Origin of the sequence: Photobacterium gaetbulicola, assembly GCF_003025515.1 — a bacterium.
In the GTDB taxonomy this organism is placed as follows: domain Bacteria; phylum Pseudomonadota; class Gammaproteobacteria; order Enterobacterales; family Vibrionaceae; genus Photobacterium; species Photobacterium gaetbulicola.
The window spans coordinates 106,601-129,497 of sequence record NZ_PYME01000006.1; the positions used below are offsets into that span (position 1 = coordinate 106,601).

Genomic DNA, 22,897 nt, shown 5'->3' on the forward strand with positions numbered 1-22,897 from the left:
CATACCAAGTAGCCTGGATATATAACTATATAAAAGGACTTTGCAGTGAAGAAGTTTGTACTTTCCGCAGCGATCAGTGCTGCGCTTGCTTTACCCTCGTTTTACCTGGCTGCAGCCGATGTTCCCCAAGGTGTTGAACTTGCACAAAACCAGTATTTGGTACGAGCCAACGGTGCCGAGCCGGATACCGTCGATCCGGGTTTTGTGGGCTCGGGGAGCCCGGGTGATGTGATCGTCAACGATCTTTTTGAAGGTTTGGTGATCGAAAACCTCGATGGTGAAACGATACCGGGTCAAGCACAGTCTTGGTCTATCTCTGAAGACGGTAAAACGGTGACCTTTGTGTTGCGCGATGGCCTGACGTGGTCTGATGGCTCCCGGCTGACCGCCAACGATTTTGTCTATGCTTGGCAGCGCGCTGTCGACAGCAAAACCGGTAACAGTACCGGCTTTAATTTCCAAACGGCCAATGTGGTCAATGCCGATCAGATTGTCGCAGGTGACAAGCCGTCTTCTGAGTTGGGTGTTAAAGCGCAGGATGAACGGACCTTGGTGGTATCGCTCACGCGTCCGACCCCGTACTTTATCAGCATGATGAGTATCAAAACCTTCTTCCCGGTGCCGCAGGCCGCGGTTGAAAAACACGGAGACAACTGGACCCGTGCGGAACACTTTGTTTCAAATGGAGCTTACACCCTGAAGCAGTGGGTACCCAATGAAAAGGTGGAAGTGGTCAGAAACCAACACTATCGCGACGATGCAAAAACAGTGATTGAAGGCGTGACTTATCTTGCTCTGTCATCACAAAATGCCGAGTTAACCCGCTACCAGGCTGGTGAAATTCATATGACCAACCGGGTCCAGCTTGAGTATTACCAAAAGCTGATGAAAGAAAGCCCAGAGCAAATTCAGGCACTGCGTCTCCTTGGTTCATACGTTTACGCCTTTAATACCCGCGTCGCACCATTTGATAATGCCGATATTCGACGTGCATTGAGTATGGTTATCGACAGAGAGCTTTTGGTGGACAAGGTGACGGGCCAGGGTGAACCTGCCGCCTATTCGGTGGTGCCAGATATTATTGCCGGATACGAAGGTGCCGTGCCGTCGTTTAAGGCAGCCTATCGCAAAGAGCGTTTGGAAAAGGCTAAAGCATTGTTGGCTGAGGCCGGCTACGGACCGAGTAAGCCGCTAACGATTAAGCTGACTTACAACACCAGCGAGAATCACAAGAAAATTGCGCTGGCTATTGCTTCGATGTGGAAGCCGCTTGGGGTCAATGTTCAGCTGAATAATATGGAGTGGAACGCCTACCTGTCGGCGAAAACCGCGGGCGACTTTACCGTAGCGCGCTCTTATGCATTTGGCGATTTTGCCGAGCCTTCATCAGTGCTCGGGAGTTTCCAATGTGGCCACGTGAGTAATGAAACCGGCTTCTGTGACAGCAAGTTTGATGATTTGCTGGCACTGGCTGCCACAGCCGCTAAGGAGTCTGAGCGTTACCAGCTCTACAATCAGGCTGAAGGTATTCTCAATGATGCTGCGCCGGTGATCCCGCTCTATCACTATAATCACACCCGTTTGGTCAAGGCTAATCTGAAAGGATTTCCTGCCAATAACCCGAAGGGCAACATCTACGCCAAAGACATGTTCTTCGTGAAGTAAGGTTGGCGGAATCGCCTTAAAGTAAGGGCTTTATGGGTTAGATTACATCCCATTACTCCCCTGGGCTGGTGGACGGTCCGGGGGAGGGCCAAGGGCAGAGCTTGCTTCGGTAACAGTTACCTATTTGCTCTTGTAGGGTTTATAGAGGCACAGCGACATAATGATGCCAAAACAGACGCCCTGGGTGATCATTGCGGTACCACCGTAGCTAAAGAAAGGCAGGGGGCTGCCCATGACGGGCAGCACACCACTCACCATGCCCATGTTGATAAAGGCATACAAGAAAAAGCTCAGTGATAGCGAGCCACTGACCAAGCGGTTGAATGGTGACTCACACTGACAAGCGAGCCAAATTACCCGGCCAGTGATAAAAAGATATAACCCCAACAACAGCAGGCTACCAATAAACCCCCACTCTTCGGCATAGGTAGAAAAGATAAAGTCGGTATGGCTTTCTGGGATAAAACCTAAGTGACCCTGGGTTGCATTGGTCCACCCTTTCCCCTTAATCCCCCCAGAGCCAATAGCAATGAGAGATTGAATGATCTGATAGCCGGCGCCAAGCGGGTCGGATTCTGGGTCGAGGAATTGTGTGACACGCTTTTTTTGATATGCCTCCATGACGAAGTACCACAGCAAGGGTACGGCCGTGGCAATGCCGCCGAGAAATGAACCAATGATCTTCCAGCTCATTCCCGCGAAATACAGAACAAAAAGGGCGTAGATAATAGTGAAAATAGCACCATCAAGATCAGGCTGAATAAAAATCAACCCGGCTGGTAAGCCGGTAACCAGCAGGCACAGGCCAATTTTTTTCAAGTCGGGCCGCCCTGCATCCACCACTAATAGCCAGGCCACCATCATGGGAATGGCAACTTTTACCAACTCCGATGGCTGGAAGCGGATAGGACCAAGTGCCAGCCAGCGCTGTGAACCATTAGTGCTGTCACCCATGACAATGACGCCAAGCAGCAGCACCACCGACAAGCCGTAGAGATAGGGGGCCGCATGTTGGTATTTGATGGGCGGAATGGCTGACATTACAACCAAGCAAATCAGGGCTATCAGCGCACGGATCAGGTGGCGCTCGAGCATTGGTTCGCTGAAGCCACTTGCACTCCATACGGTCAGCGAGCCGAGCAAAATCAGCAAGCTGATAGCGAGTAGCAGTGGATAGTCAATTCTGGGTCTGTAGTTGAGCATAATTTCTTTATCGCAAGCATTAACAATGAGCACGTTAGCAAGTGCCAAAGTGCAGGCCGTTGTTGGAACCGTTTGGGTGATTTACGTTTTTGAGCACGTAAGCCTCAGTGAGGTTCGGCAATGCTTCGGTATTGGGTATTTGCTTCTTTCCAGCCGCCTAGTCGGTGATTGACTTTAAAGAGCATATAGACGGACAGCGGCAAAGCGATGGCAGTCATTGCAACTAAAAACCATAAACTGACCAGGGTGCGTCGTTCATGCTTTTGGATGAGGTGTGTGACAGGTTGTGAACGTTGCTGCAGTTCAATGTGCCGTTGTGATACCGGCGGAGAGCTTAGTGTTATCCAGCCGATAGGCCGATGTTGATGGAGCAGAGAATAGTGCCACACCTCCTCATCACCGAGCCTTTGCTCCGAAGATTCGACGGCTAGTGTGACGGGGTAGCGACTATGTTCAAAACCGGGTTGAAAAAGAAAACTGATATAGGCCGATAGGGATGCAAGCGATAGGCCGAAGATCAATGTGATGAACTTGGGAAGTGAAAGTGGAGTCTTCATTGCTTGTATCGAAGCCAAAGCGGTAAGCGGCTTTAAAGTCTAGGCGTGCACGTAAATTAAAGTGTCAGTAAAAAAATGCAACGGTTTTTCATCGGGCAAGCATGTATTTTCGTTCGGTTGCTCGATATTCATCCACTTCATGGACAAGAAGCCGTGGAGGACCCCGTTAGAGGCTTGGCATGTTCCCGCTATACTTAAGGCAGGATCCTAGGTGGATAAGGTGTCGGCATGAAAAGGTTGTTGTATCCGGTCGTATTGCTGTTGGGCTTGTTGGGGATATCTTTGGCTGGATGTTCAAGTAACCCCTACGGGGATTCTTATGGGGTGGCAGATACCCGGACGATTCAGCAGGTACGTTATGGTGTTATCGTTAAAACTGAACCGGTCACCATTGAGGGCGAAGGCCAAGCGGTTGGGGCAATCGCGGGTGCTGCGGTAGGCGGTATTTTGGGGTCGAAAATTGGCGGGGGTTCAGGTTCCGATATAGCGGCAATCGGTGGTGGGGTCCTGGGTGGTTATGCGGGCAGCAAAGCGGCAGAAGGTGTGACAAGGCGAAATGGGGTTAACCTGACGATTAAAATGGATGACACTGGTGAGACTATTGCGATTGTGCAGGAAGCAAATCCCAATATGATGTTCAGTGTCGGTCAGCGAGTACGTGTCAATGTTGATGGCCGCACCGCACGGGTTGTGCCTGAGTAACTTTGATCGCAATTCTTAGCCTTCTGAGAGCCATCCGAGTGTATAGCTGCTTGGGTGGCTTTGTTATAAACTTCACGACAACAATCCATTGCAGGACGCAGACATCATGACACACCCCCTATCAGCCGTAATTGTTGAACCGCCGGTGACCCCAAACGCATCCGTTATCTGGTTACATGGACTTGGCGCTAATGGGCACGACTTTGAGGCCATTGTTCCCGAATTAAACCTACCCAAAGAAGCGGCCATTCGTTTTATCTTTCCCCACTCACCGTCCATTCCCGTTACGATTAACGGCGGGATGGTGATGCCGGCCTGGTATGACATCCTTGAAATGGGAGCGGGAAGAAAACTCAATACCGAGCAGCTGCTTGATTCGGCCAGTTCGGTTGCAAGGCTAGTGGATCACGAGGTGGCGAGCGGTATTCGCAGTGAGCGAATTATACTGGCCGGCTTTTCCCAGGGTGGGGCGGTTGCTTATCAAGTGGCATTGACTTATCCGCAACCGCTCGCGGGACTGCTGGCGCTATCGACATATTTCCCTACCGCGGAAGAGATCCAGCTCAGCAGTGCTAACAAACAGCTTGATATAGAAGTAATGCATGGCAGCTATGATCCTGTTGTACTGACGTCGATGGGGAAGCAGGCTGTCGCCGCATTGACGGCGTATGGCTTTGCACCTCATTGGCGAGAATACCCAATGGAGCATCAAGTTTGTTATCCGCAAATCAAGGATATTTCTAACTGGTTGCAAGAGAAGCTTTTGTAGTCGGGTTGCAAAAGAGGTACCCAAGCCGAACAAGTGATTGGCTTTGGGTACCACATTGCGGCGCTTTGGGGGATCAGGCGGCGAGTTTTTTGAACAAGGCCGGAATGGACGCTTTGCTAGTCTTACTCAACTTACGCATCACATCAAAAGACACGGTTTGAAGGTTGGTTTGTGTTTTAACCTCATCGATGAGACGTAACCAAAGTCTTGCCGTCATTTCCGCATCCGCCAGCGCCCGGTGAAAGGTACCGTTGTTGGCAATGTCTAACTCACTAACCAGTGTGCCCAGTTTGTGGTTGGGCACATCCTGGTACAGGCGACGGGCCAGTAACATTGAGCAGACAAAACTGCCGTTGTACTGGCGGCCAAGCATACCAAGCTCGGCATCCAGAAAGCGCTGGTCGAAAGAGGCGTTGTGGGCAATGAGGTTATAGCCCTGGATGAAATCGGCAAACTCGTCCATCACCGCATGGCAACTGGGAGCCGAATCCAACATTTTATTGGTGATGCCGGTGTAGCCTTCGATAAAGCTGCTGACGCGGAAGCCAGGGTTCATCAATTGCTGAAATTGATCAATCACAATGCCGTTTTGGATTTTGACTGCACCAATCTCGATAGCGCGGTCACCCATATTAGGCGATAGGCCGGTAGTCTCGAAGTCGAGTACGATGACTGTGTCAGCAGGGTGTTTTGTATACATTAGAAACCTAGCAAATGAGTGTGTGTTATGTGAGCTGCTTTTTTATTTAATCTAGTAGCCACGTCTTTTCCAGAATTCAGCCTCGTCTTTGGCGTAAAGGTTAAAGGTTTTTTCGGCGACCACCTTACCGCCAAGTTCAATAGTCATGCGCCATTTACCGATTTTATTGGCAATCGGCTCCCAAATTGTATCACCAAGGTAGAAGTCCCAGTCGTTAGTGCGGACATGGAGTTCTCCGTCGAATGGGTCCAATTCATCACCATCCTCATCAGTTATGCCCGGGTGATAGATACAATAGCGGATTTTTTCACCACGGGCTTTCTTAATATTGACCGTAAAACCAAACTCGATGTCAATTTCAGCGGGTACGTCGGTGGTAAAAGTTTTGATTTTTGGCAGGTGTTTGGATTCAGCATCCCAAGTCGTATGGATACCATACGTCTCGATACTGACTGCGGGTTTTGCTTTGGCCATGGCAGTAAGAACAAGGTTGCTAAAGAAAAACCACCATTATAAAGGTAAGCGAGTGAGCTTTCATGTTTAAATGTAGCGTTATGAAAAAAGAGGCTAGTTGCTAGCCTCTTAATTATGAAATTAGCGGCGCAATGTCATTTTATCTCGACATTGGTGCTGGTTGGCGAACTGCCTTCCACTTTCGGAACCTCAATGGTGAGTACGCCATCATCAAAGCGTGCATGGACATCTTCCTGTTGTATATTGTGGCCCAGGTAGAAACTCCGCATGAGTCTTCCTTCATAGCGTTCTTTTCGGATAACCTTACCTTCCTTCTCTTCTTGTTCGTCTTTTTTGGTTACCGCTTCAATGGTTAGTGATCCATTGGATAGCTGTACAGAGATGTCGTTCTTGTTGACACCCGGCAAGTCAGCGGTTATTTCAAAGACTTTGTCCTTTTCTACAATATTGATTCTTGGTGAATAGACATCGGCATCAAGTCTATGTCTTAAAGTAGGAAAGGCATGATCAAACATCTGTGAGAAGTCGAACCATGAATCACGAGGTACTAAGCTCATAACTGCCTCCGACTGTGTATTTAACCATCAGTACTATTGTAGTTAGAGGCAGCCAAAAGTTACCACTTATCTCAGTGAGATTTGACTTGTATCAAGCAACATATGGGGGAATAAATTAGTCGCCGCCGTCGTCTCCGCCATCATGGTGTTCTCCATGTGGAGAGTCATCCGCAGGGCTACCTTTGGCATAACGATCTAGTTGATCATCTTCATCATCAGGCTTGTGTTGATCAATGACATTGTCCTGATCGGGTGGTGTTGGGTTAAAGATATTTTTGAGCCACTCAAACATAGGCTAACCTTATTGGGAACCTGATCGGTTTAGTGAAATTACATTACTAATACTAGTTCGTTGTGTAGGTAATGACATGAAAAGCGTAACGATTGGCGATATCCACTTGGCATGTATCAGAGTAAAAGGCCCTTATGGTGAAAATTATGAGCCTGCCGTTGACCTTCTTTACCGGTGGGCCGGGGAGCATGGCTTACAGGGTGGGCAGTGTTTGTTTATTTATCATGACGATCCTGACCAGACCGAACCGGCACAGTGTCGTACTGATATTTGTTTGACAGTACCAGCCAATACGGCCATTGGGGGCGATGTGTCATCGCAAATCTTGCCTGCCGGAAAATACTGTACCCGCAGGGTGATAGTCAGGCACAAATCAGAATACCCAGAAAATTGGGAAGCGCTTGAAAAGGAAGTTAAATCAGCGGGTTTAGTGATTGATCAGCGCCCATGTTTCGAGCTATATCACAGTTATGATATTGAAACACATGTTGCAGACGTTGGTTTTTACCTTGCCGTGAAGGGGTAATAATCAGTTTTACTTGTAGCGGTTTCGTTATGTGCCACAAGGTGCTTATTTCTCATTTCAACACGTAATTTAGGTATGTAAATATTGAAAACTGTTAATAAGTAATTCGAAAGGTGCAAGGATGTTTTCTTTTATCGGTTAGACAGAAAAGACTTGAAGAAAAACCCGAGTTAAGGTTATTATTCACTTACACAATTTCTTCCGCTTTTTTTGTGAATCAGATACGTTTCCTGCCTATTTATCGCCGCCAATTTATTTCATTATGTAAATCTGAGAAATATTTGTTTAACCTTTATTGAAGTAAGAAATAAAAAGTTCATTTGAATTACAGAATCATACTTTTATATACGTTAAATAAAACACTGCAATAAGTTTAACCAATATATTCATACTCAAGAAAAATACAAAAATGACGTTTGTAGAATGAAGGTTACTCTTAATAAGGTGTCAATGTGAAAAAAGTCATACTCTATTCAATTTTACTTTTGGTTGGCTTGTTTCTATCACAATTGCTGCCCCTATATATCGAAGGCTATAGCGCATGGCAACCTGTTCTGATGGTTGTCACTATGTCGGCATTGGCTTATATAATGATTAACGTAGGGCGTGAATTTGAAATTGATAAAAACAATTTGAAGCAGTACAGCTGGGATTATGTTGTTGCTATGACCACAGCAACGTTTCCTTGGATAGCTGTAGTGCTGTACTTTATTTTTGTGCTGATGCCCAGTGAGCTATGGTTCAATGCTGACGCATGGAAAGAAACCCTGGTAATAGGACGCTTTGCGGCACCAACCTCTGCTGGTGTGCTGTTTGCAATGCTTGCTGCGGCCGGTCTTGGGGCGACCTGGATGTTCAAGAAAGCCCGTGTTCTGGCTATTTTTGATGACTTAGATACCGTTCTGTTAATGATCCCGCTCACTATTTTGGTAGTCGGCTGGCGTCCTGCTTTGGGGATGACATTGCTCCTTATGCTGGTACTTCTGGTAATTGGCTATAAGTATCTGCACAAGTGGAATATCCCTTCGTCTGCCGGGTCGATTGTTGGCTATTCCGTATTGATCGCTGGTCTTTGTGAGCTGTTTTATATTTCTACAGATATTCACTTTGAAGTATTGCTCCCTGCATTTGTACTTGGCTGCATGATGAAATCCCAGCATGAATCAGCTGAAGACGCCAAAGTATCAACAGCGGTAGCGTGCCTATTTATGGTACTGGTTGGCTTGAGTTTGCCTCAGATCTTTGGGGCAGTGACGCCAGTCGAGAACACCAGCGTGACGACTGCTATGCCAGCAATGGAGATGAGCGAAATTGTATTCCACGTCATTATGATTTCCATTGTGTCGAACATCGGCAAAATGTTCCCGCTATTTTGTTACCGCAATGAAGCCACTGTGAAAGAGCGATTAGCTTTATCGATTGGTATGTGGCCTCGCGGTGAAGTAGGTGCTGGTGTATTGATGATCAGTATCGGTTATGGATTTGGTGGACCTATTGTGACGATCAGTATGCTTTCGTTGGCATTGAACCTAGTGCTGACAGGCTTTTTCATCATGATGGTACGTAGTTTGATTCTAAGCCCAGTTAAAGGAGGCGTACATGAAGAAACGCGAGCTTAAATTGCTAGCAGCCGTGATATCAATTTTCCTGTTTTCACTCGTAGTGGGTAGAGCAGCATAATAATATTGGCTTAGTGTTCAATTAGGCTGGCTACGTATTTAATATACGTAGCCAGTTTTTTTATGACACCGACATAGATTTATGTCGTTGCAGGCTGTGGTTGAACCGTAAGGTTATTTAGCCAGCGGCGTTTCAAATAGCGGCTGAAGCAGAGTGAGAGTTTGACTACTTCTTCAACCAATAGTGCCAAATATACCCAGCCAAAAGACCATTCACCAATAAATGCACCATATGCGGTAAACGGTATACCGATCATCCACATCGCAATAAAGTCCATTCTCAGGCAGAATAGATTTTCGCCGCCGGTGCGAAGAATTCCGTTGATAATAATCATATTAAGCATTTTTAAGGTAATGCCGATGCTAATTACATACATCGCGGGTTTGGCTAGCGGCATAAGTGCTTCTTGGTTTAGGTTGAGCCAAGAAAGAACAAAATGGTGGTTTAGGTAAAGGAACAGTCCCATCCCCAATCCTAAAATCAGTACAAATTTAAGGAAGAAGACTGTCATCGCCTGTGCTTTATCAAATTCGTCTCGTCCCAGGGACTGGCCGATCAAAACCGAACACGCCACAGAGATCCCCATAAACAGGGAGTAAAGCAGTGACTCAAAAGGTCCGATCATGCTAAACACCGCAAGTTCCGTTGTTCCCATATGACCAAAGATGATTTGGTAGGTCAGCGTACCCAGGGCCCACAGCAGGGCGTTCAGCGACTGCGGAATCGCTAGCTTACGGTAAGTCATCCAGAGTGTTTGGTGATTACGGATCGCGCGACTAACAATCAACCAATGCTGGCGGTAAACCAAAACGGTACACATCATCAATACCTGTGCAAATCGAGCAATGGTGGTTGCCAGTGCGGCACCTGCCACACCCATTGCAGGTATCCCAAAACCACCTTTGATCAATAGGAAATTGAGGGCAATATTCAGGGCAATAGTTATCGCGCCCAATATCAGTGGCAGCATAGCGTCATCACTGGCACGCAGGCTCGACTCCAAAGTGATGATGACGTGGGTCAGGATCAGAACCGGAAAGCTATACCATAAGTACTGGCTTCCTTGCATGATCACTTGCCAATCATTAGTCTGCAACTGCATGATCTGCGTGGCAAACACGGTGATGACCAAAGTAACGGGTACCATAATGCTAGCACCAAGCTTCATGGCCTGAATGGTTACTGTTTTTGCATGAATGCTATCTTTTTTTCCCCAATATTGGGAAACTAAGATGCCATTTGCAGAAGCAAGCCCTGCCATGATCATGATGGCCACAAAGTGCCATTTGGATGCTATCCCTACTGCGGCAGTCGCGGATTGGCCGAAATCGCTTACCATCAATACGTCAGCAAGGGCGAGAATCGCCACCAGGGCACTTTGAATGGCAACAGGAAAAGCCAGTTTTGCTATGCGAGCAAACAGGTCATGAGGTAGTGTGGTGTGTGTTGTTTTTATTGTTGTCATCGTTAGTCTCCGAATCATACCAATTAGAGATAGGTCGGCTTGGTAATCGACGGCAACTATAGCGAACCAGTCATTGGAGTGACATGTTAGAAAATACAGAAAACCTGTGTGAATCTGTCACCATGGGATTTGCCCTGGCACAGCCCAAAACAGATTGGAAAGAAGAGGTTTATTTAGCCCAGTCATGTAAAGAGCGTTTTCTTACTCAGTCCGACTTGCCCGAGTTAACTGATAACGGTTTCTTTATGGCTGGGTTGGCCGAGCTGGCCGAGGGATATGAAATAGAGCGGGTCGCCACGACCAATCACACTTTGTTACTGACCCTGGAGGGAGTGGGCCTCTTAACCCTTACCGAACGCCAGTATCATCTGATGCCAAATACGCTCACGATTCTACCGGCAGGGCTGCCGTTTCGTTTTGAGCTGGTAGACAAAAGAAAAGGCTGGAAAATGGCTTGGGTACTGTTAAAGCCTGGAGAGAAGTGGTTGCCGTTAGTGACCCATGGGCAAAGGGTGGAGCATAGCCACATTTGTGAGCAAGTATGGTCGGTAATGAATTTACTGCACAGTGAAATTGGTGGCCGAGCAAGTTATCGGAAACTGTTCGCCAGTGAGTTATCCCGCTTGATGCTCGGAAGCGCCAATCTGGCCCCTTCGAATTCGGTATTACGTGTTCAAAGTGTATTTAATGACATCGAATCACAGCTACACCTCAATTGGACGGTAAGAGGTATCGCTAAGCAGTGTTTTCTCAGTACAGAGCAACTAAATCGCATTACCAAGCAGTTGTATGGCTGTTCAACGCAGCAGCGTTTGATTCAACTCAGAATGGAGAAGGCGGTGGATTTACTGTATTACCGGGAATGGACCATCGGCATGGTAGCACAGCGCTTGGGTTATCAGGACCCATTCAATTTTACCCACCGTTTTCGCCAGTATCATGGTTGCTCACCGCGGGAATACCGAAAGAGATTGTTATTGCTGGAATGATGCCACTTTATGGCCTGCTCAGAAGAGTCTTATCGGTTCAGTCGGCAGATTGAACCGATAAGCCCGTTACCATGACGGGATTACTTTCGCTTTGGCTGCTGGTATGTGCGGCCAGCGGCTTGATAAACGTCTTTCGCTTTTACGTCAAACATATCAAAGAAAAACCACGCCACGAACTTGATCACGTCATCACCGACGTTCATGATCCACTCGGCATATTCTTGTTGCTCGCCTTCATCATTGTCCTGCAGAGAAACATGATAAATGCGCTGTTCACCGTCAATTTCAGCCAGTTTGAATTGGCCTGTTAGCGATGCTGCGGCTTCAGCAATTTCTGTGTCGTCGCTGGCTTTGAGTGCTTCCAGAACTTGCGGGACAGAGTCCAATTCACAAAGAGATTTAACCAGTGTTTCGAATTGGTCATGTTGCATGATTAGGTACCTACCATTAAGCAATGTTTATTGCGCGTATTCTATCAGTGTAATTCGGATCAACGACAGGTTTATAACGGCTGACTGAGTAAGTGTTGGAGTTTTGTACACTTTCGGAGCTAAGCGGAAGAAATTATGAAATTTGAGTGCTTATTCACGAACATGGTATCTGGTGCAAACAAAGATAATGAAATTAGCACTCCTTAACAGTATGTAACGGGGAAACTTGATAGCAAGGGGCGAAATTTTGCTTTGACTCTCGTTTTGTACAAGGTTAACTGCTTGATTGTCAGCATTTGATCGTCCAATTTTGATGCGGATTTACCTCGTCGTCTCTACGCCCCTTGTCTACGCCTACCAAAGTGGACGGGGGGAGGGTATGAGTTTTCCAAAGATATGAATAATAGGAAAAATATAAAAACAAACTTGGAGACTCGATGTGAAAAGGAACCTACGATCTTTGCTAGCTGTGGCCATTGCCGCGTCGTTGGCAGCCTGCAATAGTGCAGATAATGCTGTTGATGTTGCTGGCGTAAACTCGAACGCTTATCTGTGCGATACCACGATGATGACGCAATCTGATGACTTGCGTATTTATCAGATCATGGTTGAAAGCTTTGTAAATGGCGATAGCAGCATTGGCCACGGCACAGGCTATGGTACCAGCCATCACAAAGGTGATTTGCAAGGCATCATAGATTCACTGGATTACATCGAGTCCTTGGGGATGAATGCAATATGGCTGACGCCAATTTTTGATTCTATCCCTGTTGATGGACAGGACCACTGGGCCGACAGGCTAGATGCGACGGGGTACTTTACCAGCAATTATTTTGCGGTTGACCCAAGGTTCGGCACTATGGACCAGGCCAGAGAGCTGGTTGAAAAAGCGCACGAAAAAGGGCTCTATGTTTTCTTTGACGGGGTGTTCGGCCATCACAAAGGCAATGTCGTGCCTTCGCCGCAGGGGCGCTTACCTGCCGGCGAAAACAACCCTGTCAGCTACCCGGAGAGCCTCGAATTTTACCAAGAGGTTGCAACCTACTGGATTGAAGAGCTCAAGATTGACGGATGGCGCCTTGACCAAGCTTACCAAGTACCTACCGAGGCATGGGCAGCGATCAGAGCCAGTGTAGACCAAGCATCTAAGTCGGTTAGTTATGTTAATTCAGAAGGAGAAACCGTCAATCCGCTGGGTTACATGGTGGCAGAGATCTGGAACAATGAGAATTACATCAAAGAGACAGGCTATGGCATGGAAGGGAATCCCGCATTGTGCTCTGCCTTTGACTTCCCGGTCCGCTATCGTGTCGTCGAGACGTTTGCTGTCAATGAAAACAGCATTGGTAACAAAGGAGGCAAATGGCTGGATGAAGGGATGAGCCTGCACAGCCTTTATCCTTCCCATGCCAAGCCTAACCTGATGCTGGGCAACCACGATTTGGTGCGATTCGGCGATTTGCTGCAGCGAGGTAATATTGCTTCGCCGGAACAACCGGAATACTGGAATAGGCACAAGGCGGCCTTGTCATTCCAGGCCGCGTACTCCGGCCCGATCACCCTGTATTACGGTGAAGAAATTGGTGATGAGCTGGACGGTTACGCGAACAAAGTTGAACAAGACTGCGCAGTACGAGGACTGTGTGATGATCATGTTGCTCGCACCAGCGCCAATATCGAGGGGATCACTGCAACGCTCGATGAGAACCAACGGGATCTGAAGCAATATGTATCTCAGCTTATGGCCTTGAGGGCTGACCATCCAGCACTCAGCCGAGGCGAGCGTAGCAATATTGTTGCGAACGAAACGGTTTATGTTGATCACAAACAGGCTGATGATGACACATTACTTTATATGGTCAGCACAACGGCACAGTCTGACACCGTCGTATTGAAAGCCAGTGAGATTGCATCTGAGGGCCAGCTGGTTGATTTGCTAACGGGTAAAATTTACAGCGCTGTCGATGGGAAGTATTCCATCAAACTTGAGCCGTTTGAGGCGAAGTTCCTGTCAATTGAAAAGCCGTCAGCCGCTGGTTTGATGAAGGCTGCAGCCGCTACATCCGCATCGTTGATGGGCGAGGGCTTTATGGCCCAGTGTGATAACCCTGCCGTTGACAGTGCAGGCCCAGTTGGCAAGACCTTGTTCGTGGTGGGCGATTTTGTTGATGCTGGCTGGAAACACAAGCCCAACCGCGCATACAGCTATGTAGGTAATAACACTTATCAAGCGGTTGTGGATGAGAAAGCCGGCGCCTATAGAATGCAATATGCCAGCAAGGATTGGTCACCGCAGTTCACTGCTGATGGACTGGAGTTGTCGCCAGGAAAAATCGCGACGCTAAAACGTGGCGGCTACGGTAAAGATACGGCTGTGACATTACCTGAAGCCGGCAAATATGTTTGGAGCCTGTCGTTTTCTGATAGCGGCGAGCCGGAGCAGTTGATGGTATCGAAGTGTCCGTGATTCAACCGTTTGTAAATGTTTGCATTATTTAAGTCAAGAGGGAGCGAGATGCTCCCTCTTTTGTTATTGTTCTTAAATAGTTTTCTGAATAAAGAGGCGAAGATGGGGGATAAGTGTGTAGTGATGACAACATTTGCCGATGAAGCGATCGGTAAAAAACTCATTCACTCTTTGATAGAAAAGCGATTGGCAGCGTGTATACAGGTCCAGGCGATTGAAAGTTACTATCACTGGGAGGGGAAAGTGAACCAGGACCAAGAGAAACTGGTGATAATCAAAACCACCACCGCGCTGTATGACCGAGTGGAAGCGGATATACTTGCCAACCACAATTATGATACGCCGGAAATCATCCAGCTCCCCATAACTGCCGGCTACAGTGATTATTTGCGTTGGATAGAAACAGAGTGCCAATGAGTTGATCTGACTCCTTTACCCTTATACAAAAAAATTTTTTGTATAACTGAACCGATCGTCTATTCTTCCTTGTACAAGATGTGATTTTTGTACAAGGTAGGGACAGTCATGCAGATACCTGTGGGAATTAGTGCTTGCGTGCTAGGCGAGCGGGTCAGATTCGATGGTGGCCACAAGCTCAATCGGTTCATCGTCGATGAACTTTCCAAATACTTTACCTTCAAGCCGGTTTGTCCTGAGATGGGGATTGGCATGCAGGTGCCCCGTCCAGTCATACGTTTACTTCAATTGCCTTCCGATGAAATACGGTTAGTAGAGAGCAAGCAGCAAGATGTCGACTATACCGACAAGATGGTTGCTTTTGCCCACCAGAAAGCGTCGCAGTTCGATGATCTGTGCGGTTATGTGGTTTGTGCCAAATCCCCGACATGCGGTATGGAGCGGGTAAAACTTCACATACCCAACAATAATACTGTTCCGGGCGGATCTGTCGGTATTTATACCCGAGAACTGATGAGCAAAATGCCTTGGTTACCTGTCGAGGAAGACGGTCGATTAAACGATCCTGTATTGAGGGAGAACTTTGTTTTTCGGATCTTCGCCCTTCATGATTTATACCATTCGGTGCGTGATCAGCTTTCAGCAAAATCCATCGTTAAATTTCACTCGCGCTACAAGCTGGTTTTAATGGCGCATAGCCCGAGCGCCTACAAAGCATTGGGTAGTATGGTTGCCCACATTAGCGAGTGGGACCTTGATGAATTCTATTTGGAATATCGATTGCAATTCATGGAGGCTATAAAAGAGCGGGCGTCGAGAAAAAATAAAACCAATGTGTTGATGCACCTGCAAGGTTATTTCAAGCGCTCGTTGACCAAGGAGCAAAAGAAAGAATTATCAGATTTGATTATGAGCTATAAGGAAGGGCACCAACCTATTCTAGTCCCTCTGGCACTGATCAAGCATTACTTACGGGAATACCCTGATCCGTATCTGCAGTTGCAAACTTTTATTGACCCTTACCCTGAAGATTTGAAGCTACGTTATGGACTCTGAAAACAAGTACTATGCCATCAAAGATGTCTCAGAAATAACTGGGGTGAACTCTGTGACATTAAGGGCTTGGCAAAGACGTTATGGTCTGATCAATCCCAAAAGAACGGAAAAAGGACACCGTTTATACTCTGCTCAGGACATCAAGACTATCCGGGAAATTGTTGAATGGCTTGATAAAGGGGTCGCTATCGGCAAAGTAAAACCCATGCTTGGAAAGCTTACGCCCTACAACAATAACGATGAGCAGAACGACAGCCAAAAGGGGGTTGGCAATATACTTTCCGCGCTCGCGCAGTTAAACGCCAGCTCCCTGGACAAGCAGCTTATCCAATTGATGAAAGAGTATCCTGTCAAGGTGTTGGAATCCAAAATCGTGCGAGTTGTTATCAATGAAATATGCCAACCAGACAACCCGCTACAGGATGTGCAAAGGGTGATTTGGGACACTGTGCTTCAAGAGCGCTGTTTATCGTTAATTGCGGCTTCACGAAAACGCAATAAGAAAGCGTGTATCTTGATGAGTTTTGACCAGCAACCTAGCTCGCGTTTCTGGCTAAAGGCGGTGGAGTTATCTGAGGCTGGTTACAGTGTCACCATACTACCGAGATATCAAGGGAAATTAGCCCCACTGACGTCACTGCTTAACTCATGGTCTGACAAAAAACTCTATATCGATGGTAATAATAAGTTGCCAACAGACGTATTGGCGCAAATAGAGCAGTTAATCAGTATGACCGGCTCTGAGCTGCTGTCCTTTGGGCTGATTAATACTATTCACCCAGAACTATTGGAGTGGCAACATGAGTCAGCATAAACATATTGGCCTGGTTTGGTTCCGCGCTGACTTGCGTGTGGTGGATAACACCGCTTTGTTTATTGCGGCAGAGCAATGTGATCAGCTTATAGCCTTGTATGTATCCACGCCGATGCAGTGGCATGAACATCATGTTGCCCCGATACAGGTGGATTTGCTTCGTCGCCGACTGCCAATTTTGCAGCAGCAACTGGAAGCGCTTGGTATCCCACTTATTTTCAAGGAAGTCGCTGATTTTGAGCAGATCCCACAAACCTTGCTTGAGGTATCGAGCAAGCATGGTGTCTCGCATGTTTTTTGCAACAAGCAATACGAATGGAACGAGCTCCAGCGCGATGACAAGACGGGCCATCGCCTAGCCCAAGAGCAGGTCAAGTTTAGTGTATTTGACGATAGTTGTGTGATTGCACCAGGCAAGGTGCAAACGCAAAAAGGCGAGGCATTTAAGGTCTTTACACCTTTCAGAAGAGAATGGCTAAAACAGTTCCGGGCATTATCGCCAACACCGCTGCCTATTCCAGAGCCGGTTGAAAATCCGGTGGTTGTTGATGAACCTGGCCAAATCACGGTGACCTATCCATCTTCAGACAGTATGGCATGGCCGGTCGAGGAAGAGACCATTCGCCAGCGTCTAGTGACATTTTGCTATGAAAAAGTCGAAGACTATCATCAACAGCGAGATATCCCTGCCATAGACGGGACAAGTTGCTTGTCTCCTTATCTGGCTCTGGGGATGTTGTCCCCGCGCCAGTGCATAGCGGTACTGATGGCGGTGAGCCCAATGTGTTTGGATGCGCCTGAAAGTGGGGCATTTAGTTGGTTAAATGAAATAATTTGGCGTGAATTCTACCGTCATCTTCTGGTGGCATACCCTGATTTGTGCCGCGGCCAACCTTTTCAGTCCTGGACCCAAAATGTGCAGTGGCAGCAATCAAGCGAGTTGTTGTCAGCCTGGCAGCACGGGCTAACGGGCTTTCCGATTGTGGATGCCGCAATGCGTCAGCTGAACCAAACAGGCTGGATGCACAATCGGCTGCGGATGATCACTGCCAGTTTCCTAACTAAGGATCTGCTGATTCATTGGCAAGCCGGGGAGCAGTGGTTTATGTCAAAGCTAATCGATGGTGATTTTGCATCCAATAACGGTGGATGGCAGTGGGCCGCTTCGACCGGGACAGACGCACAGCCTTACTTTAGGGTGTTTAATCCCACTACCCAAGGAGAACGTTTTGATCCAAAAGGAGAATTTATTCGTACTTGGTTGCATGAGTTAAAGGACGTGCCGGACAAATATATTCACCAGCCACACCTTTGGCCAGGTAGCGAGCAGATTCATTACCCCAAACCCATTGTTGACCACAAACAGGCAAGGCTTTTGGCAATTAGCTCATTCAAAATTGCCAAAGAAGCTCAATAGGCGTCAATGACTGGTGGGGCATGCTGAACTAATGTGGGAGCACCTATGGATGAGCAAACCTCAGAACTAACGGATAAGTTTGTTGCAATCTATCAGTACCTCGATAAGCAAGATTTGTCGGGGCTGGAAGAGATCTATCATCACGATGTCGTATTCGAAGATCCGGCCCACCGAGTGGAAGGCTACCGGCAGCTTTTTAAATATTTTTCCCGGCTGTTTGACGCTGTCGAGTACTGCAGCTTCAACATTACTGAACAGCTCTGTTGTGGCGAGACTGCGTATGTGCAATGGACAATGACGTTCCAACACCCAAAGCTCCAGTCCGGCAAGAAACGTCTGGTTAATGGCTGCTCACGCTTAGTCTTTGCCGAAGGGAAAGTGATTTACCATCGGGACTACTTCGATATGGGCGAGATGATTTATGAAGGCATACCGCTGTTAGGGCCAATCGTTCGGCAGATAAAAGCGAGGCTGTAATGATGACCAACACAAAACAAGTTCTTATAACGGGTGCAAGTTCGGGGATCGGCCAGCAGCTTGCGATTGATTATGCGAGGGAGGGGTGGTCGGTACTTGGCTGCGGTCAAAATCAAGAACGGCTACAGGCGTTGGCTGATACTAGCGATAAGATCACCGCTATCAGCTTCGACATCACTAATTATGGCGATGTTAACCAAAAGCTGGGTGGGTTAACGAACGCACCAGATCTGATCATACTCAATGCCGGGACCTGTGAATATATTGAGCATGGCCAGATTGATGTGGCGTTGTTTCGCCGCGTATATGACGTTAATATTTTCGGCATGCTCAATTGCATTGAAGCTTTGCAGTCATCGTTTAATGAAAATACTCACCTGGTGATTATCGGCTCTACTGCTTCCTATATTCCTCTCCCCCGGGCAGAAGCATACGGCTCATCCAAGGCGGCAGTCGCGTATATTGCCCATACGCTGGCTATAGATTTGGCAAGTAAAGGTGTCACGGTCAGCTTAGTGAGTCCGGGATTTGTTAAAACGCCATTGACCGACAAAAATGATTTTGCCATGCCGATGATAGTCACGCCGGAATTCGCGTCGGAAAAAATTCGAGCCGGTATTGCGGCAGGCAAAAAAGAAATTCATTTTCCTACTAGATTCAGCTTTATTCTGAAGTGTATTTCATTGCTACCGATTCGGATGCAATTGGCCGCCGTAAAACGTATGACAGGAAGAACTGCATGAAGATAGCAATTATTGGCAGCGGTATCTCTGGTTTGACATGTGCTCATTACTTGCACGAGCAACATGACATTACCCTTTATGAAGCGAATGATTATATTGGTGGCCATACCGCAACGGTTGATGTCGAGGTGGCTAGCGGTAGGTATGCCATCGACACAGGCTTCATTGTTTTCAATGACCGAACATATCCCAATTTTGAAAAGTTGCTGGCTGAAATTGGGGTCACCGGTCAGCCAACCGAGATGAGTTTCAGTGTCCACAACACACTTAATGGCTTGGAGTATAACGGGCACAATTTCTTGTCTATGTTTGCCCAAAAGCGAAATTGGTTGAACCCTAAATTTTACCGTTTCATCTATGATATTTTGCGGTTTAACCGGGTGGCGAGAGACGTCGATATTAGCTCGGCTCATAGTTATGCCCACACTCAAACGCTAGGTGATTTTCTCAACCAATATCAATTTAATCGCTATTTCTGCGAGAATTACATCCTGCCAATGGGGGCTGCGATTTGGTCGTCGACGTTGGCCGATATGCGCCAATTCCCCCTGGCTTTTTTTGTCCGTTTTTTCCGTAACCATGGGTTGCTTGAGGTTACTAATCGTCCACAGTGGTATGTCATACCGGGTGGTTCAAGGGAGTACGTCAAACAGCTCGTCGCTCCATTTGTACATAAAATCCGGCTTTCAACTCCGGTCACCTCGGTCAAGCGCACTCACGGTAAGGCGGTCGTCACGGCAAATGGCGTCAGCGAGATTTATGACCATGTTATTTTTGCCAGTCACAGTGACCAGGCCCTGAATATGCTTACCGATGCCAACGAAACCGAGCAGGCCGTACTGGGGGCTCTCGGCTATCAGAAAAATGATGTGGTGTTACATACAGATAATTTCTTATTGCCCAAGCGCAAGGCGGCTTGGGCGGCATGGAACTATTTTTTGGGTAATAACGATGAGGGGCAGTGGGAAAACAAGCAAACGACTTTAACCTACAACATGAACATTCTGCAGGGCATTACTGCTCCGGAAACCTTTTGTGTCACACTGAACCAGAATGAGCAAATCGCACCTGAGAAGATACTACGAAAATTTGTCTATGCCCATCCGGTGTTCACCAAGCAAAGCATTCAGGCTCAGCAATGCCGGGATAAAATCAATGGCGTGGAGAGTACGTGGTATTGCGGTGCATACTGGTACAACGGATTTCATGAAGACGGCGTACGCAGTGCCCTTGATGTAGTAAAAGCCATTCAGCGCCAGACTCCTGTTAGGCATCCCCATCGACAGGGTTTTGCTGAGGGCTCTCAAGCCGTGTCAGAGATAGCGGCCCGGAGAGGGGGTGCCTGATGCGCAGCGGCCTATTTTCTGGAGTTATCAGGCATCGTCGGTTTTCACCGGTTTCGCACCAATTTCAGTATCCGATGTTTATGCCGCTTATAAATTTAGATGAGCTCGTGCAGCTTGAGCGGCAGGTGTTTGGTTTTGGCTGCCAGTGGTACCAGTTTGCCCGGTTCAAAGTATCGGATTACCTCAGAGGGGCTGAGCAGGTGAATCAATCCGCCAAGGCTGGGATTGCTGAACAGGGAGTGGCATTAAAAGCTGCTGTTTTCGCCAAGCTTGAGCAACTGACCAATGAGCCAGTCAGCGGAACGGTCTTAATGCTCTGTCAGTTGCGGTATGCCGGTATTTATTTCAGTCCGTTGAATTTGTATTACGTGTATGACGAAGACGGGCAATGGCGCTGGGTCCTCGCCGAGGTAAGCAATACTCCTTGGAATGAGAGGCATTACTACGCCTTACCCGCCAGCGATAGGTGGCTGCAGCGGCAGTGGCTGGAAGAAAAATCTTTTCATGTATCCCCATTCAATCCGATGAGCCAACGATATTACTGGAAACTAAGAGCACCGTCGTCAAGGTTACTGCTTCATTTGGATATTCATGACAGTCGGACAGACCTAAAGGTATTGGATGCGACAATGTCGCTCAAGCGGGCTCCAATGACGACGTCAACCCTGTGGCAGCACATCTATCAAACACCAGTTCAAACGCTGAAAGTCGTTTGGGGGATTTATTGGCAAGCATTGAGGCTTTGGCTCAAGAAGGTGCCATTTTATTCCCACCCGGATAGCAATCAATCTCCAGTAGCTGCGAAGGAAACCGAGCATTTTCCTCCACCATCAAATAATAAGGAGTCGAAGCCATGATAAGTAGCGAAGTTAGCCAGGGATCATTGGCACTGTCAGGAACAGATCGTGTAGCGAGGAAAATCGTAACCACTGTTTTACAGCAGCTCACAGGCTGTGGACTGACGGTGTCAGAGGTACATGGTGAAACATTCCAATTTGGTGACAAGTGCAGCGGGTTGCAGGCACAGTTGCTGGTTAAGCATCAGGGGTTCTACAAACGGTTATTGGATGGCGGCAGCATAGCGGCCGGAGAAGCGTATATGGACGGTTGGTGGGACTCGCCTGATTTAACAAAAGTTGTCCAGGTGCTGGCCAGAAATCTTCCTATCCTAGATAAAATTGAAGCGAAGGTCGGTTGGTTTACTGCTTTTAAGAACAAGTGGCTCCACTACACGAGACGCAACAACAAGCAGGCTTCAAAGAGAAATATCTTGGCTCATTATGATCTTGGCAATGATTTCTATCGTACCTTCCTAGACGAAAACATGCTTTATTCGGCTGCAATCTACGGCAGTGAAGAGACCAGTTTATCCCAGGCACAATTTAACAAGATGGATCGTTTGTGCCAAATGCTGGAACTCAAGCCGACAGATCACCTGTTAGAAATTGGAACCGGTTGGGGAGCATTGGCCATTCATGCTGCTAAATACTATGGATGCCAGGTTACAACAACAACGATTTCAGATGCCCAGCATAAATGGGCCAGAGAACGTATCTATGAACAGGGGCTTGAAGGAAAGATTACGCTCTTGTTGGAAGATTACCGAGATTTAACCGGCAAGTACGACAAAATCGTGTCGGTTGAAATGATAGAAGCTGTTGGCAAGGAGTACCTGACGACATATATCAAGCAATGTCAGTCGCTGCTCAAAGAAGAAGGCCTATTGGCAATACAAGCTATAACCATTGCGGATCAGCGATTCGATAGTTACAGCAAAGGTGTTGATTTCATACAAAAATATATTTTTCCAGGTGGCTTCTTGCCGTCGGTGACTGTACTTTCTCAACACCTTACCCAGCATACCGACTTTGTTATCCGTGATCTCAAAGATATCGGTATGGATTATGCGAGAACCTTGTCAGATTGGCACAAGGAGTTCAACAACAACATAGATCATTACCTACAGCAGGGTTTTGACGAGCAGTTCATCAGGATGTGGCGCTACTACTTATGTTACTGCGAGGGTGGTTTTCTAGAGCGCAGTATCAGTACTGTACAGCTTGTTGCCAGCCGAGGTGGATGGCGATGACCGCTCGTTACCGATAGAGTTGGCATACCGCTACTGGGCAGAAGCAACAGAGGTGATAATG

The 22,897-nt window shown here is 47.4% G+C and carries 24 protein-coding genes; 16 read left to right on the top strand and 8 right to left on the bottom strand.

What is annotated here, in order from left to right:
• Nucleotides 1-45: 45 nt before the first annotated feature.
• Nucleotides 46-1,665 (top strand): peptide ABC transporter substrate-binding protein, encoded by a 1,620-nt coding sequence (locus C9J03_RS07110; RefSeq protein ID WP_044621170.1) that lies wholly within the window; start codon nucleotides 46-48, stop codon nucleotides 1,663-1,665.
• A 120-nt stretch (nucleotides 1,666-1,785) separates the two neighbouring features.
• Here the strand turns inward: C9J03_RS07110 and rodA are convergent, their stop codons facing one another.
• Complete coding sequence (rodA, locus tag C9J03_RS07115) at nucleotides 1,786-2,868, bottom strand: rod shape-determining protein RodA (protein ID WP_044621169.1); 1,083 nt, start codon at nucleotides 2,866-2,868, stop codon at nucleotides 1,786-1,788.
• 104 nt (nucleotides 2,869-2,972) lie between these two features.
• Nucleotides 2,973-3,425, bottom strand: a complete 453-nt coding sequence (locus C9J03_RS07120; RefSeq protein WP_044621168.1) for a hypothetical protein — start codon at nucleotides 3,423-3,425, stop codon at nucleotides 2,973-2,975.
• Between the two features lie 228 nt (nucleotides 3,426-3,653).
• On the opposite strand from C9J03_RS07120, the gene C9J03_RS07125 reads away from it, so the two are divergent.
• Both C9J03_RS07125 and C9J03_RS07130 read left to right on the top strand, forming a co-directional pair.
• Nucleotides 3,654-4,127 carry an outer membrane lipoprotein gene (locus C9J03_RS07125; protein ID WP_039460977.1) on the top strand — a complete coding sequence of 158 codons (474 nt, stop codon included), beginning with the start codon at nucleotides 3,654-3,656 and terminating at the stop codon, nucleotides 4,125-4,127.
• Between the two features lie 106 nt (nucleotides 4,128-4,233).
• On the top strand, nucleotides 4,234-4,896 hold the full coding sequence (locus tag C9J03_RS07130; protein WP_044621167.1) for an alpha/beta hydrolase: 663 nt from the start codon (nucleotides 4,234-4,236) through the stop codon (nucleotides 4,894-4,896).
• 73 nt (nucleotides 4,897-4,969) lie between these two features.
• Here C9J03_RS07130 and C9J03_RS07135 read toward each other — a convergent pair whose 3' ends face one another.
• From C9J03_RS07135 to C9J03_RS26655, 4 genes are all read right to left on the bottom strand, one after another.
• On the bottom strand, nucleotides 4,970-5,596 hold the full coding sequence (locus C9J03_RS07135; RefSeq protein ID WP_044621166.1) for a 3'-5' exonuclease: 627 nt from the start codon (nucleotides 5,594-5,596) through the stop codon (nucleotides 4,970-4,972).
• Nucleotides 5,597-5,647: 51 nt separating this feature from the next.
• A complete protein-coding gene (locus tag C9J03_RS07140) occupies nucleotides 5,648-6,070 on the bottom strand; it encodes a DUF3859 domain-containing protein (protein WP_044621165.1) in 423 nt (140 codons plus the stop codon).
• 134 nt (nucleotides 6,071-6,204) lie between these two features.
• Nucleotides 6,205-6,627, bottom strand: a complete 423-nt coding sequence (locus C9J03_RS07145) for an Hsp20/alpha crystallin family protein (RefSeq protein WP_052829623.1) — start codon at nucleotides 6,625-6,627, stop codon at nucleotides 6,205-6,207.
• Nucleotides 6,628-6,742: 115 nt separating this feature from the next.
• Nucleotides 6,743-6,919: a hypothetical protein gene (locus tag C9J03_RS26655; protein WP_156149925.1), complete on the bottom strand. Its 177-nt coding sequence runs from the start codon at nucleotides 6,917-6,919 to the stop codon at nucleotides 6,743-6,745.
• Nucleotides 6,920-6,995: 76 nt separating this feature from the next.
• Between C9J03_RS26655 and C9J03_RS07150 the strand changes: the two genes are divergently transcribed.
• Nucleotides 6,996-7,445, top strand: a complete 450-nt coding sequence (locus C9J03_RS07150; protein WP_052829622.1) for an AraC family transcriptional regulator — start codon at nucleotides 6,996-6,998, stop codon at nucleotides 7,443-7,445.
• Between the two features lie 452 nt (nucleotides 7,446-7,897).
• A complete protein-coding gene (locus tag C9J03_RS07155) occupies nucleotides 7,898-9,064 on the top strand; it encodes a hypothetical protein (RefSeq protein WP_044621164.1) in 1,167 nt (388 codons plus the stop codon).
• A 140-nt stretch (nucleotides 9,065-9,204) separates the two neighbouring features.
• Here C9J03_RS07155 and C9J03_RS07160 read toward each other — a convergent pair whose 3' ends face one another.
• On the bottom strand, nucleotides 9,205-10,590 hold the full coding sequence (locus tag C9J03_RS07160) for an MATE family efflux transporter (protein WP_044621163.1): 1,386 nt from the start codon (nucleotides 10,588-10,590) through the stop codon (nucleotides 9,205-9,207).
• Nucleotides 10,591-10,673: 83 nt separating this feature from the next.
• On the opposite strand from C9J03_RS07160, the gene C9J03_RS07165 reads away from it, so the two are divergent.
• Nucleotides 10,674-11,579 (top strand): AraC family transcriptional regulator, encoded by a 906-nt coding sequence (locus C9J03_RS07165; RefSeq protein ID WP_044621162.1) that lies wholly within the window; start codon nucleotides 10,674-10,676, stop codon nucleotides 11,577-11,579.
• An 80-nt stretch (nucleotides 11,580-11,659) separates the two neighbouring features.
• On the opposite strand, the gene C9J03_RS07170 is transcribed toward C9J03_RS07165, so the two are convergent.
• Nucleotides 11,660-12,010: a hypothetical protein gene (locus tag C9J03_RS07170; protein WP_039460994.1), complete on the bottom strand. Its 351-nt coding sequence runs from the start codon at nucleotides 12,008-12,010 to the stop codon at nucleotides 11,660-11,662.
• A 439-nt stretch (nucleotides 12,011-12,449) separates the two neighbouring features.
• Here C9J03_RS07170 and C9J03_RS07175 point away from each other — a divergent pair, with 439 nt between their 5' ends.
• From C9J03_RS07175 to C9J03_RS07220, 10 genes are all read left to right on the top strand, one after another.
• Nucleotides 12,450-14,477: an alpha-amylase family glycosyl hydrolase gene (locus tag C9J03_RS07175; RefSeq protein ID WP_044621161.1), complete on the top strand. Its 2,028-nt coding sequence runs from the start codon at nucleotides 12,450-12,452 to the stop codon at nucleotides 14,475-14,477.
• Nucleotides 14,478-14,579: 102 nt separating this feature from the next.
• A complete protein-coding gene (gene cutA, locus C9J03_RS07180) occupies nucleotides 14,580-14,894 on the top strand; it encodes a divalent-cation tolerance protein CutA (protein WP_044621916.1) in 315 nt (104 codons plus the stop codon).
• Between the two features lie 108 nt (nucleotides 14,895-15,002).
• Nucleotides 15,003-15,950, top strand: coding sequence for a YbgA family protein (locus tag C9J03_RS07185; RefSeq protein ID WP_044621160.1), 948 nt, complete (start codon nucleotides 15,003-15,005; stop codon nucleotides 15,948-15,950).
• Nucleotides 15,940-16,764 (top strand): MerR family transcriptional regulator, encoded by an 825-nt coding sequence (locus C9J03_RS07190; protein WP_052829621.1) that lies wholly within the window; start codon nucleotides 15,940-15,942, stop codon nucleotides 16,762-16,764. Before C9J03_RS07185 ends, C9J03_RS07190 begins: the two co-directional genes overlap by 11 nt.
• Nucleotides 16,751-18,181 carry a deoxyribodipyrimidine photo-lyase gene (gene phrB / locus C9J03_RS07195; protein ID WP_044621159.1) on the top strand — a complete coding sequence of 477 codons (1,431 nt, stop codon included), beginning with the start codon at nucleotides 16,751-16,753 and terminating at the stop codon, nucleotides 18,179-18,181. The genes C9J03_RS07190 and phrB overlap by 14 nt, the downstream gene beginning before the upstream one ends.
• A gap of 45 nt (nucleotides 18,182-18,226) precedes the next feature.
• The gene (locus C9J03_RS07200) at nucleotides 18,227-18,658 is read left to right on the top strand and encodes a nuclear transport factor 2 family protein (protein ID WP_044621158.1); all 432 of its coding nucleotides are present in this window, start codon (nucleotides 18,227-18,229) and stop codon (nucleotides 18,656-18,658) included.
• Nucleotides 18,658-19,401 (top strand): SDR family NAD(P)-dependent oxidoreductase, encoded by a 744-nt coding sequence (locus tag C9J03_RS07205; protein WP_231580581.1) that lies wholly within the window; start codon nucleotides 18,658-18,660, stop codon nucleotides 19,399-19,401. The genes C9J03_RS07200 and C9J03_RS07205 overlap by 1 nt, the downstream gene beginning before the upstream one ends.
• Nucleotides 19,398-20,747: an NAD(P)/FAD-dependent oxidoreductase gene (locus C9J03_RS07210; RefSeq protein ID WP_082060478.1), complete on the top strand. Its 1,350-nt coding sequence runs from the start codon at nucleotides 19,398-19,400 to the stop codon at nucleotides 20,745-20,747. Before C9J03_RS07205 ends, C9J03_RS07210 begins: the two co-directional genes overlap by 4 nt.
• Nucleotides 20,747-21,604, top strand: coding sequence for a DUF1365 domain-containing protein (locus C9J03_RS07215; protein WP_044621157.1), 858 nt, complete (start codon nucleotides 20,747-20,749; stop codon nucleotides 21,602-21,604). Before C9J03_RS07210 ends, C9J03_RS07215 begins: the two co-directional genes overlap by 1 nt.
• The gene (locus tag C9J03_RS07220; RefSeq protein WP_044621156.1) at nucleotides 21,601-22,836 is read left to right on the top strand and encodes an SAM-dependent methyltransferase; all 1,236 of its coding nucleotides are present in this window, start codon (nucleotides 21,601-21,603) and stop codon (nucleotides 22,834-22,836) included. The genes C9J03_RS07215 and C9J03_RS07220 overlap by 4 nt, the downstream gene beginning before the upstream one ends.
• Nucleotides 22,837-22,897 lie beyond the last annotated feature (61 nt).